This is a genomic window from Streptomyces sp. NPDC058469 (assembly GCF_042721125.1).
In the GTDB taxonomy this organism is placed as follows: Bacteria; Actinomycetota; Actinomycetes; order Streptomycetales; family Streptomycetaceae; genus Streptomyces.
In genome coordinates this window covers 1-14,521 of the sequence record NZ_JBHXME010000223.1, presented here as the reverse complement: position 1 = coordinate 14,521, position 14,521 = coordinate 1, and the positions used below count along the sequence as shown (strand labels likewise).

The window sequence follows — 14,521 nt, the reverse complement described above, 5'->3', positions numbered from 1 at the left end:
GGCGTGGGCCGGTGCCGGTGCCGGTGCCGGTGCCGGTGCGGGTGCGGGTGCCGGTGCCGACGTCGGCTCGAAGGTTGCCGGTGCGGATGCTGCCGTACCCCCCGCCACCGCTCACCTGCTCGGCGTCGGAGTAGCCCTTCCCGGCCCCCTCGATCACGCCCACGGCATCCTGCACCGGGTCACCGGATTCCCCGAGTGGGACGGGTTCCCGCTGCGGGACGCGCTGGCCCGGCGGCTCGGGGTGCCTGTTGTGGTCGACAAGGACACGAACGCCGCCGCGCTGGGGCTGGCCGTGGCCGGGGAAGGCGGGTCCTTCGCCTATCTGCACCTCGGGACCGGGCTCGGTGCCGGGCTGCTGATCGGCGGAGGTGTGCACCGGGGTGCGCGGACCGGGGCCGGGGAGTTCGGGCATCAGGTGATTCAGCTGGACGGGCCGCCTTGCGACTGCGGCAACCGGGGCTGCATCGAGGCCCTGTGCCTGGCCGCCGTTGCCCGAGGTGACCTGGATGAGGCGGCGCGGGTGCTCGGTGCGGGCGCCGCGAACCTCGTGGGCCTGCTCGACATCGACCTCGTACTGCTGGGCGGCCGCACCGTCGCCGCCGACCCGGAACCCTTCGTGCGCGGAGTCGCCGCCGTCCTCGACGAACGCGCCCGGCGCGAGGGTGCCCGCGAGGCCGCCGTACCCGTACGGGTCGCCCCCGGCGGGGCGCGGGGCGTCGCGGAGGGGGCGGCGCAGTTGCTGCTGGGGCCGCTGTTCGGACGGGCGGACGGGTAGGAGGACAGAGAGGCGGACCGGTGGGCGGGCGGTAGGTGGCCCCGGAAAGTGTGACACTTTCGCGAAATCTGTAACACTTCCGCCGAACAGGGGTCCCGCCGCGCCCGTTCGAGGCATTCGCGGCCCGCGATCGGCACGTCACCCCCGATCGGCGGCGCCCGTCCGGCACGCTCATGTGTTTATGCGACTGCCCCTGAGACCGCGCACCCCACTGCGCACACCGCTGTCCCTGTCCCTGTCCCTGCCCCTGTCCCGGTCACTGTCCCTCTGCCTCGCCGCAGCCGCCCCCCTCCTCATCACCGCCACACCACCGGCCCACGCGGCGAACGCCGCCCCCGCCTGCGCCGCCCCCAGCGCCCGCACCTTCCCCCTCACCACCCGCATCCACGACGGCCCCGACTCCTACGAGGTCGGCGGCGGCTACGGCACCTGGTATCTCGACCTCACCAACACCACCACCCGCCGCTGCACCGCGATCCACCCGGTCGTCGTCCTCGTCGACCAGCAACGCGCCCTGAAGCCGTCCCAGCCCAAGCTGGAGTTCTACGACGGCACCCGCCCGCGCCCGCACCCGGTGCACTTCGCCAGGACCGACGAGGCCGAACTCGTCGGCGCCTTCGACGACGGCTTCCCGGGTTTCACCGTCGACCCCGGCAAGACCCTCACGGTGAAGGTGCGCCTCGCCCTCGCCCCGGACGCCGTGGCGAACGAGATCACCGCCGACGCGGCCGTCGTACAACGCCATGCCGACGACGGGGACTGGATCGGTCAGTCGAACGACTACCGCTTCGACGTCGAGCCCGCCGACCCCGCCGACGTCCAAGCCGCCCCCACGAACCCCGCCACCTCCCCGGCCACCCCCGCCCCGTCCTCCACGACCTCGCCCCCCGCCGAGGACCTCTCGTTCACCGACGAACTCGCCCGCACCGGAATCGGCACCGAACACCTCGTCCTCGCCGCCATGTCCGTCCTCCTCGTCACGGCCGGTGCCCTGCTGCTGGCCCGCAGGCGCCGCTAGGGTCTGTCCGGCGGATCATTCCGAGACGCGGGTCTTGACCGCCCTCCCCGACTGCCTAAAGGGCGTGGGGGACCCCCATCGCGTCGCCGCCCTCCTCCGCCTTGCAACTGCACGCACCAAGACCCGCTCACCCGGGCTGATCAGGCGCCGCTGCTTTCCTCCGACCTGATCCGCCGGACAGGCCCTGGCACGGCCCGCCCCTTCTGCGACGATCTCCGCGTGGACTACCCGAACGACCAGGCCCCCGGCGCCCCCGTCCGCTCCGGCATCCCGGAGCACGGCCGCATCCCCAAGTACTACGCGGTCAAGGCACAGATCGCCGTGCTCGTCGACGAGTTGGGGGAGGGCGGCCTGATCCCCACCGAGCGCGACCTCTCCGAGCGGTACGAGGTCGCCCGCGAGACCGTGCGGCAGGCGCTGCGCGAACTCGTGCTGGAGGGCAGGCTGCGCCGGCAGGGGCGCGGCACGGTCGTCGCGGGTCCCAAGCTGGAGCAGCCGCTGTCCCTGGCCAGCTACACCGAGGGCGTACGGCGGCAGGGGCGCACCCCGGGCCGCAGCCTCGTCGCGCTCGACCGCTTCCCGTGTTCCGCCGCGCTCGCCGCCGAGACCGGACTGACCCGCGGCGAACCCGTCTGGCACCTGGAGCGCGTCCTGCTCGCCGACGACGAACGGGTCGGGCTCGAAAGCACCTACGTCTCCGTCGCCCGAGTCCCGCACCTGGACACGGACTTCGAGCCCGACTCCTCCTTCTACGGCTACCTGGGCGCCCGCGGCATCCACTTCGGCGACGCCGACGAACGCATCGAGACCGTGCTCGCCACCCCGCGCGAGGCCCTCCTCATCGGCACCCCGCCCGCCCTCCCGATGCTGCTGATCCACCGCGTGTCACGGGACACGGAGGGCCGCCCGCTGGAACGGGTGCGGGGCCTGTACCGGGGCGACCGGTTCTCGCTCACCGTTCACCTAACGAATCAGTAACGGGTCTAGCCCAAAGGTGAGACGTCGTTCAGGCTCGGATTGTGAGAGTGACAGTCGTCGGAGGCGGCGTGGTGGGCACCATGCACGCCTGGCAAGCGGTGGAACGCGGCCATGAGGTCGTACAGATCGAGCGCGAGGCGGAGGCTCGCGGCGCTTCGTCGCGCAACTTCGGGCAGATCTGGGTGAGTGGCCGCGCGGGCGGGGAGGAGCTCGAAACCGCCCTGCGGGCAAGGGAGTTGTGGGAGGTGATCGGCGCCCGTGTCCCGGGGCTCGGTTTCCGGGCCAACGGTTCGCTGACCCCCGTCCGGGGCGACCGCGAACTCGCCGTCGCCGAGGCCGCCGTAGCCCGGGAGGACTCCGCCGCCCGCGGCTACAAGCTCCTCACCCCGGCCGAGGCCCGCGCCGTGAACCCCGCCCTGCGCGGCGACTTCACCGCCGCCCTGTACTGCGAGCGGGACGCGGCCGTGGAACCGCGCACCGCCCAACTCGCCCTGCGCGCCGAGCTGTCGAAGTCCCCGAACTACACCTTCCTGCCGGGGCGCGAGGTCCGCGAGGTCGTCGGCGGGCACGCGGTACGCGACGACCACGGGGACGTGCACGCCTCCGACACGGTGATCCTGTGCACGGGCGCCTGGCTCGGCGGACTCGTTCGCGAACTCGCCGGACCCGAACTCCCCGTCCGCCGCGTCCGGTTGCAGATGATGCAGACCGACCCGCTCGGCGAACCGCTCACCACCTCGGTCGCCGACGCGGACAGCTTCCGCTACTACCCCGCCTACCGCGGCCCGGCCCTGGACCAACTCAACGCCGGACAGCCGCAGTTGCCGACCCCGGCCGCGCACGCCATGCAACTCCTCATGGTGCAGCGCGCCGACGGCGGCCTGACCATCGGCGACACCCACGAGTACGAGCACCCCTTCGCCTTCGACACCACCGAGGACCCCTACGACCACCTCACCGAGGTCGTCGAGTCGCTCCTCGGCCGTCCCCTCCCGAAGATCCGCCGCCGCTGGGCCGGCGTGTACGCCCAGTGCACCGACCCCGCCCGCGTCGTCCACCGCCAACAGGTGCGCGACGGCGTGTGGTTGGTCACCGGGCCCGGCGGACGCGGCATGACCTGCTCCCCGGCGATCGCCGAAACCACCGCGAACGAACTGGACTGGTGAGCCCCTCATGAACCGCGTGACACACGGCATCCGTCTCGTCGTCCTCGACATGGCCGGCACCACCGTCGCCGACGGCGGCCTCGTCGAGGAGGCCTTCACGGCCGCCGCCCGCCACATGGGAGAAGAGCCCGCAACCATGCTCGACTACGTCCGCGCCACCATGGGCGAGTCCAAGATCTCCGTCTTCCGCCACCTGTTCGGCGAGGAGTCGAAGGCCCAAGAGGCCAACAAGGCATTCGAGGCGGCGTACGCGGAACTCGTCGACGGCGGCCGGGTCGCGGCCCTGCCCGGCGCCCGCGAGACCATCGAGACACTCAAGTCCCAAGGCCGTACGGTCGTGTTGACGACCGGCTTCGCACGCACGACGCAGGACGCGATCCTGGCCGCGCTCGGCTGGCAGGACCTCGCGCACCTCACCCTGTGCCCCGCCGACGCCGGCGGCCGGGGACGCCCGTACCCGGACATGGTGCTGACCGCCTTCCTGCGCACGGCGGTCGCGGACGACGTACGGCAGGTGGCAGTCGTCGGCGACACCTCGTACGACATGCTCAGCGGGGTGCGGGCCGGCGCGGGTGTGGTCGCCGGTGTGCTCACGGGGGCGCACCGGCGCGACGCACTGAGCGAGGCGGGCGCCACCCACGTCCTCGGCTCGGTGACCGAACTGCCCGTACTTCTATAGGGAGTTCCCTAGATCAGGTCGACCAGGTCCGCGATGGAGTCCACGACGTTCGTGGGGCGGTAGGGGTAGCGGTCGAGGTCGGCCTTGGTCGTCAGGCCGGTCAGCACGAGGAAGGTCTGCATCCCTGCCTCAAGGCCCGCCAGTACGTCGGTGTCCATGCGGTCGCCGATCATGGCGCTGTTCTCCGAGTGCGCGCCGATGGTGTTCAGCGCGCTCCGCATCATCAGCGGGTTCGGCTTGCCGACGAAGTAGGGCTCCTTGCCGGTGGCCTTGGTGATCAGGGCGGCGACCGAGCCGGTCGCGGGGAGGGCGCCCTCGGGGGAGGGGCCGGTGTTGTCCGGGTTGGTGGCGATGAACCGGGCGCCGTTGTTGATCAGCCGGATCGCCTTGGTCAGGGCCTCGAACGAGTAGGTCCGGGTCTCACCCAGGATCACGAAGTCGGGGTCTGAGTCGGTCAGCACGTATCCGGCGTCGTGCAGCGCCGTCGTCAGTCCGGCCTCGCCGATCACATAGGCGGTGCCGCCGGGGTGCTGGTTGTCCAGGAAGCTGGCGGTGGCCAGGGCCGAGGTCCAGATGTTCTCCACCGGCACGTCGAGACCGATCCGGTTCAGCCGGGCGTGCAGGTCGCGCGCGGTGTAGATCGAGTTGTTGGTGAGGACCAGGAACGGGCGTCCCTTCTCGCGCAGCGTCTTGATGAACGCGTCCGCGCCGGGCACCGGGACGCCCTCGTGCATCAGCACCCCGTCCATGTCGGTGAGCCACGATTCGATGGGCTTGCGCTCTGTCATGGGTGGGCACTCCTGCGGTACGCGGGCATGTGGGGTGACCATGCTATGCACGTTCCGGCGCCGTCCCCCATACGGAGCAGTCGGGCGCGGCTGAGGATGCGGGTGCCCGTTCCGAGGAGGAGTCTCCAGATATCTGGAGGTTCACGATGGGTTCACTGAAAGTCACACTCTGTGCCGGTGCCGCAGTGGTCCTCGCGGCGCTCACCCCGACGGCGTACGCGGCGGACGGAGGCGGTGTCTCGGTGACCCCCGCCTCCCCGGCCCCCGGCGCCGACGTCGCGCTCAGGATCAGCGGCTGTGCCGGTACGACAGGCACGGCGGCCTCGGCCGCGTTCGTCGCCGACGCCAGACTGGTCGGCGCGGCCGGCACCCTCGCCGGCGAGACCCGGGTCCGCACCTCGCTGGAACCGGGCAGCTACGACGTGAAGATCACCTGCGGGAGCGTCACGGTGAAGGGCGCCATCACGGTCGTGGCTGACGCGTCCCAGTCCCAGTCCCAGTCCCAGCCCCAGTCCCAGCCCCCGTCGGCGCGGCCGTCCGCCCCGGCCCCCGCCTCGCCGGTCGCCCCCGTCCACGCGGGCGGCGGCGGTACGGCGCACCTCGCGGCCGTGGACGCCCGTGCGGCCGGTCCCGGTACCGCGCACGCGGTGGTGGGTCTCTTGCTGGCCGGTGTCGCCGCGGCGGCCGTGGCGCTGCGCAGCGCCCGCCGGAGCCGCAGGACGGGCTGACCGGCCATGTTCGATCATGACCGGCCCGCCGAGCACGAGCGTTCCTCCGGCACCGGGCGGCTGCTGACCGGGGTCGCCTGGGCCGTGCTGCTGCTCGGGCTCTGGCTGTGGGGGCAGGACCTGACCGACATCCGGCTGGGCATATCCGCGCCGACGACCGGCGACGTCGCGGCGGTCGGACGGCCCCCGGAAGCCGAACTCCCGCCCGCGGCCAAGCCGTTGGGAAACGCCCTGCCGCAGCGCCTCGACATCCCCCAACTCGCCGTCCAGGCACCGGTGGTGGCCCGCGGCCTCGACACGCAGGGCGCGATCGACCCACCGCCGTTCGACCAGGCGGGCGTGGTCGGCTGGTACGGGAGCGGAGTGCGACCCGGGGCCGCAGGTACCGCCCTGATGGTCGGCCACGTCGACACCGAGACCAAGCCCGCCGTCTTCTACAAGCTCAGCACACTCCGTCCCGGCGGGACGATCCGCGTGATCCGCGACGACGGCGAGGTCGCGGAGTTCACCGTCGACGACGTACGCGTCCTGACCCGCGCCCACTTCGACGCCCAACAGGCCTACGGCACACGGCAGTCGGGCCGCGCCGAACTCCGCCTCATCACCTGCGGCGGCACCTTCGACCGCGCCAGCCGCAGCTACACGGCGAACGTGATCGTGTCCGCCTACCTCACCGGCACCGGACTGTGACAACCGGGCCCGGCCGACGACCTGCTCCCCCCTGAAGCCGCCGACCGGGCTGGTCCTCAACCGCACGCGCACGGGCTGCGGGAGTAACCCGGCGAACGGCGCGGGAGGTCTGGAAAACCAGTGGTCGAGGATGTGGACTTGACCGGGGGCTAGGGCCGTTGGGAAAGACTCTAGAACGAATGTGCGTCCGGGCCTAGAGGGCAAATGACGCCATGTCTCACAACAGTTGCTCTCTGTCATATGCACTGGTCACTGTCGCTCCGACAGGTCCCGTACCGATCTACGGACAAGCCCCGTACGGATCTACGGACAAGCCCTTACGGATCCGTGGACAAGTCCCTTACGGTTCTACGGCCTTGGGCCCAGTTCGGCATCGTCCAGGCCCCCCTCGATCAACGCCCGCGCGACCCGGTCCAACGGCAACCGGCGCCGCCGCGCATGCCCGCGCAGCACGATGAACGCTTCGTCGGTGCCGACCTGCCAGCGCTCGGCGAGCATCCCCTTGGCCTGCTCGATCCGCACCCGGCTCGACAACGCCTCCTGCAACTGCCCGGCCAGGGAACGGGATTGGGCATACGCGCGATGGTTCTGCAGGCCCAGAGCGGCGGCGTCGGCGAGCGCCTGCGCGATCAACAGCTCCGAACGCCCGCCGTCCGACCCGGGATTGGGCAGCGTCGGCACGAACACGTTGATCGCGCCGAGCAGGGCGTCCCGTCGGCGCACCGGCACCGCGAAGGTCGCCACGACGCCGTGCCGCAGGGCCCGTTCGGTGAACTCCGGCCAGCGGGCGGCCGCATGGGCCACGCTGATCGACACCGGCGGAACGGGGCGCCCGGAGCCGTAACTCTCCAGACAAGGCCCGCCGCTGTGCTGGGCGGCCAGCAGATCGAGAGCCACCTCCTCCCGGCCACCGCACCTGCTCCCGGCCAGCGACACCGTCTCACCGCCGTCGATCAGCATGATCCCGGCCGCCCAAGCGGACAGCAGCTCCACGCAGCGGTCGGACAACCGCCGCAGATAGTCCCCGGTGTCGAAGGTCTCCGTCAGGGTGTCGGCGGCCTCCACCAGCGCCGCGGCGAGCCGGCCCTCGCGGGTCGTGTGGTGCATGACGGCCACCTTCTCCCTGCCCCGGAAACCGAGCCCGCCGGGCAGACCCTCCAGGCCCGCGCTTCTACCCGTAGGGACGGAGGTGTAACAGCCCGCCGACAACACCCGGGCGTTCTCGTGGGCGGCACGCCGCGTATGTCACGATTGACCCTTGGATCGGTACAGCCAAGGGGGAGTTGGATGTACGGCAGCCAGGGGACCCCTGTCTCCTTCGGCACACGGACGTCGGCGCTCGTCCTGGGGGCGGCACTGCTGATGGCGGGGTGCTCCTCCTCGGGGGACGGAGACAAGAAGCCCGACGCGGGAGCGAAGATCACCCAACAGCCCAAGGGGGCCGACCCGATCTGGGTCAACCCGGACACCAACGCGGCCCGCCAGGTGGCCACTTACGTCAAGGCAGGCAAGACGGCCGACGCCGAGCAGATCCGAAAGATCGCCGAGCAGCCGACCGGCGAGTGGATCGGCCCGGAGAACCCGAAGGCGGAGGCCCAGGGCTTCACCGAGGCCGCCGACCGGGCCGGCCGCACCGCACTCCTGGTCCTCTACAACATCCCGCACCGCGACTGCGGCCAGTACTCCCAGGGCGGCGCGGGCGACGGAGACTCCTACCGAGCCTGGATCGACGCGGTGGCGCAGGGCATCGCAGACCGCAAAGCCACACTGGTCCTCGAACCGGACGCACTCCTGCACTTGGTGGACGGTTGCACCCCGGCCCAGTACCAGGCCGAGCGCTACGACCTCCTCGCCTACGCGATCACCAAGCTCAAGTCCCTCAAGAACACAAAGGTCTACCTGGACGCCGGAAACGCGGGCTGGGGCCGCCCCGACGAGATCTACCAGCCCCTCCAACGAGCCGGCATCACGAAGGCCGACGGCTTCGCGGTGAACGTCTCCAACTTCTACTCCACCCAGGACTCCATCGCCTACGGCAAACAGCTCTCGGCAAAGACCGGCAACAAACACTTCGTGATCGACACCAGCCGCAACGGCAACGGACCGTATACGGACGGTGGCACAGACGAGAACTGGTGCAACCCCCCGGGCAGGTCCCTGGGCGAAACCCCGACAACAAAGACCGCAGACCCCCTCGTGGACGCCTACCTGTGGATCAAACGCCCGGGAGAATCAGACGGCGAGTGCAAGGGCGGCCCGAAGGCGGGCCAATGGTGGCCAACCTACGCTCTGAAGCTGGCGCAAGCCTCAACCCCCTAAGGGGCGCGGGGCTGTATCAATTCGCGGTTCCGCCGCGTGGGCGCGACCAGCCACAGCGCTCCCGCACCCCAAACACAAACCCGCGGGAGCGCTACGGCACCTTCACCCACACCGCCTTACTGGGCGTCCCCTGATCGTCATCCACAAACAGCATGTACCACCCCGACTGCACCAGATTCCGATCCTTCGGCACAGTCACCGTGACCTTGTCCCCGGACGTCTTGAAGTCCAACGCGATGGACCGCTGATCAACATCCGTGACATGCGTGGACGCACTGGGCCGAATCAACCGCACCTTCTTGATCGAAGACGCATGTGCCGAGGTGAACGTCCCCGAAGCCCCCCGAGCAATGGACTTCGGCCCGCCAGAAATATCCGGCCGAGAATCCCGGTAAAGATACGGCGGCGTATAAATCTCGATCCGCTGCTCAAAAACCCCCGGCTTCGTGTCCGCCTTGTCCGCATACAGCGGATTGGACCCGAAGAACATCACCCGCCCGTCCGGCAACAGAATCGACCCGGAGTGATAGTTCCGCCCCACCAGCGGATCGGCGACCTCCTCAAAGCTGTTGGTGTCAGGGTGATAGAGCCGCGCCTGAAGGATGTCGGACTCACCACGCCCCCGATAATCCTCGGACCCGCCCGACACCAGCAGCGTGTCATCAGGCAGGATCGAGGTCTGTGGATACCGAGTCCCCTTCTCCAACGAGGGCCCGTCCACGAACGTCGGATTCGCGTCCTTCAGATCGACGAGCCGAGTCCTGGCGGTCGACAACTTCGACTCCCCAACCCCTCCACCTCCGATCACCATGTACTTCTGGTCCTGCGCCGGAGGCAGCAGCACGGTCGCCGAGGTCTCCAGCAGGTTCGGATCACTGAGCCCCGGCACCTTGGTGAACGCGTTGGTGTCGACGTCCCAAATCCCGGGATCACGCCCCACGTTGTCCGGCCCGTACCCCGCATTCGACCCCGAGTAGAACAGCTTCCCGTTCTCCATCAGGAACAGCGCCGGATACGTGGGGAACTGCCGCTTCGTCTTCGTGTACGTCCACTTCTTCGTGGCCGGATCAAAGATCTCGTTCTTCCCCGGCACCAACTGCCCGATGTCATCGAGCCCGGAAACACTGAGCACCTTGCCGTCCGACAGCGTCGTCAGCGTCGGATACCACCGAGCCTCGTTCATCGGATCGACCTTGATGTACTTCTCGGCGACCGGATCGAACTCGTACGCGTTCTTGATCCCCTCGAAGTCCCGCTTGTCCAGCCCGAACTTGTTCCCGATGCCATACGTGTTGCGCTCGTCGGCGCCGGTCAGCCCCTGGACGCGGTAGTTGTCCTGGGTCCCGGTCTCGTACTTGGTGCCCTCCTTCGGCGCCTCGACGACGACCCGGGCGTAACCGGGGTTGTTCCGCAGGAACTTGCCGGTGTTCTTGTCGAACACCTTGGTCGCGCGCGGGATCAGCGTCGAGTCCGTGGACACGAAGGACTTGGCGTTCGCCTTGCCGGTGAACCTCGTGCCCTTGGGCAGTGTGATCGGCCTGTCGGGGTTCTCGTTGTAGAGGATCATGACGCCGCCGGCCTTCTTGACGTCACCTTTCAGCTTCTCGTACTTCTGGGTGCCGCCCGCGATGAGGATGTTGCCGTTGGCGAGTTGGGTGTGCCCCGTGCAGAACAGGTCGGCAGGAGTCGGAATCTTCTTGATGGTCCCCTTCACCGGGTCCCAGATCCGCGACTCGAACTTCTTGGCGTTGAAGTTGTCCTGGTTGTTGCCCGAGCCCGCGACGAGCAGCACCTTCCCGGTGTGCAGGAGCACCGCGTGAATGGTGTCCTGCCGGTACTCCTTCGGGAAGTCGATGATGTCCCAGTGGCCGTTGTCGGCCTTGTACTCGGGCTTGTTGATGACGTACTGGTGGTATCTCTCGGTCCCGAATCTGTACAGCCAGGGCCCGTTCATCCCGGCCAGGGCAAGTACGACCACCGTGCTGATCGCGAGTCGACGGGCACGGCGCCGGCCGGCTTCCTTCATTCCTTACGTCCCCCCAGTCCACCGAGCGCGATCTGCATGGTCTGCTCGCCACCGCTGTTCGAGGCCGCCCAACTGGGCTTCTGCTGCGGGCCATGCGGAGCGTGCGGGGCGTGCGAGGCCGGCAGTGGCTGTGGCGGCGGGACGGCGTCCTGCGGCTCGGCCGGGACGACGGGCGGCTGCCTCTTCTTCTCCTGGCGCAGCATGTACCGCCAGGCCAGGATCGGCGACGCGGTGATCAGCAGGGCGAACGTGGCCCAGGTGATCATCGCCGGGTGGGAGTGCCCGTTCTCGAACCCGGCGATCAGCGACCCGGCGAAGACCAGGATGAAGAACCAGTGCACCCGGAACGTCCCGAACAGCGTGTCGGGGCTGGCCGAATCACCCTTGGGCGTGACCACGAACTTGCTCTTGCGGCGCAGTACGGCGTCCAGCAGCGAGCGGGCGTATATCGGCGCCGACAGCGCCGACATCACCATGCCCGCGACCCCGCCCGACCCCTCCGGTTCGTGCGGGGAGACGTTGTGCCGCCGGTTCCAGATGTACAGGCCGATCTGCAGCGCGGACGCGTTGCCGTAGAGCATCAGCCACACGGTCGGGTCGATGTTCACACCCGAGGCGCCCATGCCCAGGAACAGCGCACAACTCAGCGCCGCCAGTATCCAGTTGAGGGCCGACATCGGGTAGAAGATGATCATCATCGTGTAGTTGAAGAGCTTGCCCGGAGGCATCGAGAAAAAGCCCTTCCAGTACTGCTTCAGGATCGTCTCGTACGTCCCCCGCGACCACCGGAGTTGCTGCGTGAAGAAGTCCGTCCAGGCGCTGGGCCCCTCACCGACCGCGAGCACGTCCGGCGTGTAGACCGACTTCCACTTCTTGCCGGTGACCGGGTTCTTGGCGCGGTGCATCTCGAAGCCGGTGGCCATGTCCTCGGTGATCGAGTCGTACAGGCCGCCGATCTGCTGGAGTGCCTTGATCCGTACGGCATTTGACGTGCCGACGAACATCGGCGAGCCGTAGCGGTTGCCGGCCCGCTGGATCAGGGCGTGGAAGAGGAACTGCTGCGACTCGGCGGCCTTGGTGACCGGGCCCTCGTAGTTGCCGTACACCTGGGGGCCGATGACGAAACCGACGTCCGGGTCGCGGAAGAAACCCAGCATCCGCTCCAGGTAGTTGGGCAGCGGCACATGGTCGGTGTCGACGGAGGCGAAGTAGTCGTACGCGTCGCCGTGCGCCTCCAGCCAGGCGTTGTAGTTGCCGTGCTTGGTCTTCGCGCGGTGCGCGCCCTTGGGCTGGTTCCAGCGCTCAACTCCCTTGCGGGTGAAGTGGTGTACGCCGAGCCGCCCGCAGACGGCCTTGACCTCGGGGTCGTCGCCCTCGTCCAGCAGCCACACGTGCAACAGACCCCGGTGGCGCAGCCGTACGGCCGCCTCCAGGGTCTTGGTGACCATCTCCAGGGGTTCCTTGCTGGGCACGAACGTCGTGATGAACGCGACGCGTGTGCCGGTCTCGGGCACCACCGGGACCGGGTCGCGGGCGACCAGCGTGGCGTGCGCGTTGGACAGCACGTTCATGCAGCGGAAGAACTCGATCAGACCGATCGCGACCAGCATCACGATGTCCAGCGCGGGCAGGAAGTCGTAGGCGGGATAGTCGCGTTGGGTCCAGTGCTCGGGCTGCATCAGCCAGCCGAGCAGGATCAGGGACAGCAGCGGCGCCGCACTCAGCATGAGGGCGGCGCGCACGCGGTGCGTCTCCTGCGACAGCAGCGACCGGTACTGGACCTTGTACGGCCGCCCCGGGTCGGGCTGCGTGAGGGGTCCCGCCAGGCGGCTGTAGTGCTCGTAGTCGTATCTCGGAAGTGTGCTCTTGATCCGGCGGAAACCGCCGGTCGGGTGTCCCGGGACTCTGAGTTCGGTGGTTTGTGTTTGTGACGGGTCGTGGTTGTGCCGGGCGCCCGTCGGCGTCGACGTCATGAGTCATCCCCCCACACGCGGAAGCGCGCGTGTCTGTTTGTCTCGGCCGCCCGTCGGCGTCCCCCTCGACCCTCGACGGGCGTGTCAGTGGTGGCCACAGTCACCACACAGTCCACTTACAGAGATGTGCGACTGCGACCGTCCGGTTGCGCGATGCCCCCTCAGACATCTGTTCCTGGGCGGGGCCCCTCCTCCCCGCGAAACCGCGCAACCGGTTCCGTACCCCCTCAACTGCCGTGTACCGGCAGTATCTTCAAAACCAGGGTTCTACGGTGCTCAGCTTGATCGCAAGACACGAAACGCGGTGTTTACCGGTCATACGCGTTCATTGGGGCGCGTGTGGGGATCATGTGGAGCCGTTGTGGACAGTCTTGTGCGCACGTTGTCGAAGTGCTCTCTTATGGCGTTCTCGGCACGTTTCGCATCCCCGGACCGGACCGCGTCGAGGATTGCCCGGTGCTGACGGCAGGTGACCTCGGGGTCCTGCGGGCCGGCCGCGAGATCGGTGTGGACGCGGTGGAAGGCGTCCCAGAACGCGTCCAGGACCTCGCTCAGCAGCGCGTTGTCCAGCCCCCGGTACAGGGTGGCGTGGAAGGCGCGGTCGGTGGCCGCGAGCCCCACGCCCTCGGCCGCCTCCCGCTCCATCCGGCCCACCAGCGCGTCCAGTTCGACGAGATCCCGCTCCGGCAGCCGCCCCGCGAGCCGCGAGACGAGCCCCGACTCCACCGCCTCCCGCAGTTCGAGCAGCTGCAGCAGGCTGTCCTCGCCGCGGTAGTGCCCGACGACGGTACGGAACGCGAGCCCCTCGACCATCGGCGCGAGCGACATCGGGCCGACGTACGTCCCGAACCCGTGCCGGATCTCGACGATCCCCATCGCCTGCAGCGCCTTGAGCGCCTCGCGCACCGAGTTCCGGCTCGCACCGAGAAACACCATCAGCTCGGGCTCGGTCGGCAGCGGGGCCCCGGAGGACAGCCGACGGTCGAGGATGAGCTTCTTGATCCGCTCCTGCAGGTCACGGGCTGTCATGGCCAGAGGGTATCCGGCCAAACGGGGGGAGACCTGTGTTACGCCCGTACGGATGTTCCGCCCATGCGAAAGGCGCCCCCGCAGTGCGGAGGGCCTCCGGCGCCGAGGGGATTTGGGGGGCGGGCTTTTCGGCCAGGGGCGGCGTGGTGCCGGGGCAGGGGGTGTGGGTGGCGGAGCCCCCACTGCGCGCGGCGAAGCCGTGCAAAACCAGCGATGGCGAGGCACGTTCGCGTTTTCCGCGAACGTGCCTCGCCATCGTCATCGTGCGCCGCCAGGGACTCGAACCCCGGACCCGCTGATTAAGAGTCAGCTGCTCTAACCAACTGAGCTAGCGGCGCGTGTTGACCTGCAC

Annotated in this window: 13 protein-coding genes and 1 tRNA gene; 8 read left to right on the top strand and 6 right to left on the bottom strand. The window is 69.1% G+C overall.

Going from position 1 to position 14,521, the window contains the following annotated elements:
* The 5 genes from ACFWP5_RS48160 to ACFWP5_RS48140 all read left to right on the top strand — a co-directional run.
* Nucleotides 1–775, top strand: a 775-nt coding sequence (locus ACFWP5_RS48160; RefSeq protein ID WP_384172340.1) for an ROK family protein, incomplete at its 5' end; no start/stop codon positions are given.
* Nucleotides 776–956: 181 nt separating this feature from the next.
* Nucleotides 957–1,793 (top strand): LPXTG cell wall anchor domain-containing protein, encoded by an 837-nt coding sequence (locus tag ACFWP5_RS48155; RefSeq protein ID WP_384172337.1) that lies wholly within the window; start codon nt 957–959, stop codon nt 1,791–1,793.
* A gap of 219 nt (nt 1,794–2,012) precedes the next feature.
* A complete protein-coding gene (locus tag ACFWP5_RS48150) occupies nt 2,013–2,771 on the top strand; it encodes a GntR family transcriptional regulator (protein WP_384172334.1) in 759 nt (252 codons plus the stop codon).
* Nucleotides 2,772–2,812: 41 nt separating this feature from the next.
* A complete protein-coding gene (locus ACFWP5_RS48145; protein WP_384172331.1) occupies nt 2,813–3,937 on the top strand; it encodes a TIGR03364 family FAD-dependent oxidoreductase in 1,125 nt (374 codons plus the stop codon).
* A gap of 7 nt (nt 3,938–3,944) precedes the next feature.
* Nucleotides 3,945–4,616, top strand: coding sequence for a phosphonatase-like hydrolase (locus tag ACFWP5_RS48140; RefSeq protein WP_384172328.1), 672 nt, complete (start codon nt 3,945–3,947; stop codon nt 4,614–4,616).
* A gap of 8 nt (nt 4,617–4,624) precedes the next feature.
* Here ACFWP5_RS48140 and ACFWP5_RS48135 read toward each other — a convergent pair whose 3' ends face one another.
* Nucleotides 4,625–5,404, bottom strand: coding sequence for an HAD-IIA family hydrolase (locus tag ACFWP5_RS48135; RefSeq protein WP_384172325.1), 780 nt, complete (start codon nt 5,402–5,404; stop codon nt 4,625–4,627).
* Nucleotides 5,405–5,550: 146 nt separating this feature from the next.
* Here ACFWP5_RS48135 and ACFWP5_RS48130 point away from each other — a divergent pair, with 146 nt between their 5' ends.
* Together ACFWP5_RS48130 and ACFWP5_RS48125 are read left to right on the top strand one after the other, a co-directional pair.
* Entirely contained in the window at nt 5,551–6,132 is a 582-nt protein-coding gene (locus tag ACFWP5_RS48130) for a hypothetical protein (RefSeq protein WP_384172322.1), read from the top strand.
* A gap of 6 nt (nt 6,133–6,138) precedes the next feature.
* Entirely contained in the window at nt 6,139–6,822 is a 684-nt protein-coding gene (locus tag ACFWP5_RS48125; protein WP_384172319.1) for a class F sortase, read from the top strand.
* Nucleotides 6,823–7,170: 348 nt separating this feature from the next.
* Here ACFWP5_RS48125 and ACFWP5_RS48120 read toward each other — a convergent pair whose 3' ends face one another.
* Entirely contained in the window at nt 7,171–7,929 is a 759-nt protein-coding gene (locus ACFWP5_RS48120) for an ANTAR domain-containing protein (RefSeq protein WP_384172316.1), read from the bottom strand.
* A gap of 180 nt (nt 7,930–8,109) precedes the next feature.
* On the opposite strand from ACFWP5_RS48120, the gene ACFWP5_RS48115 reads away from it, so the two are divergent.
* Nucleotides 8,110–9,141, top strand: coding sequence for a glycoside hydrolase family 6 protein (locus ACFWP5_RS48115; protein WP_384172313.1), 1,032 nt, complete (start codon nt 8,110–8,112; stop codon nt 9,139–9,141).
* A gap of 91 nt (nt 9,142–9,232) precedes the next feature.
* On the opposite strand, the gene ACFWP5_RS48110 is transcribed toward ACFWP5_RS48115, so the two are convergent.
* From ACFWP5_RS48110 to ACFWP5_RS48095, 4 genes are all read right to left on the bottom strand, one after another.
* Nucleotides 9,233–11,167, bottom strand: a complete 1,935-nt coding sequence (locus ACFWP5_RS48110; RefSeq protein ID WP_384172310.1) for a galactose oxidase-like domain-containing protein — start codon at nt 11,165–11,167, stop codon at nt 9,233–9,235.
* A complete protein-coding gene (locus ACFWP5_RS48105) occupies nt 11,164–13,140 on the bottom strand; it encodes a glycosyltransferase family 2 protein (protein WP_384172307.1) in 1,977 nt (658 codons plus the stop codon). Before ACFWP5_RS48105 ends, ACFWP5_RS48110 begins: the two co-directional genes overlap by 4 nt.
* A 315-nt stretch (nt 13,141–13,455) precedes the next feature.
* Nucleotides 13,456–14,169, bottom strand: a complete 714-nt coding sequence (locus ACFWP5_RS48100; protein ID WP_384172304.1) for a FadR/GntR family transcriptional regulator — start codon at nt 14,167–14,169, stop codon at nt 13,456–13,458.
* A gap of 264 nt (nt 14,170–14,433) precedes the next feature.
* Nucleotides 14,434–14,507, bottom strand: a tRNA-Lys gene (locus tag ACFWP5_RS48095).
* Nucleotides 14,508–14,521 lie beyond the last annotated feature (14 nt).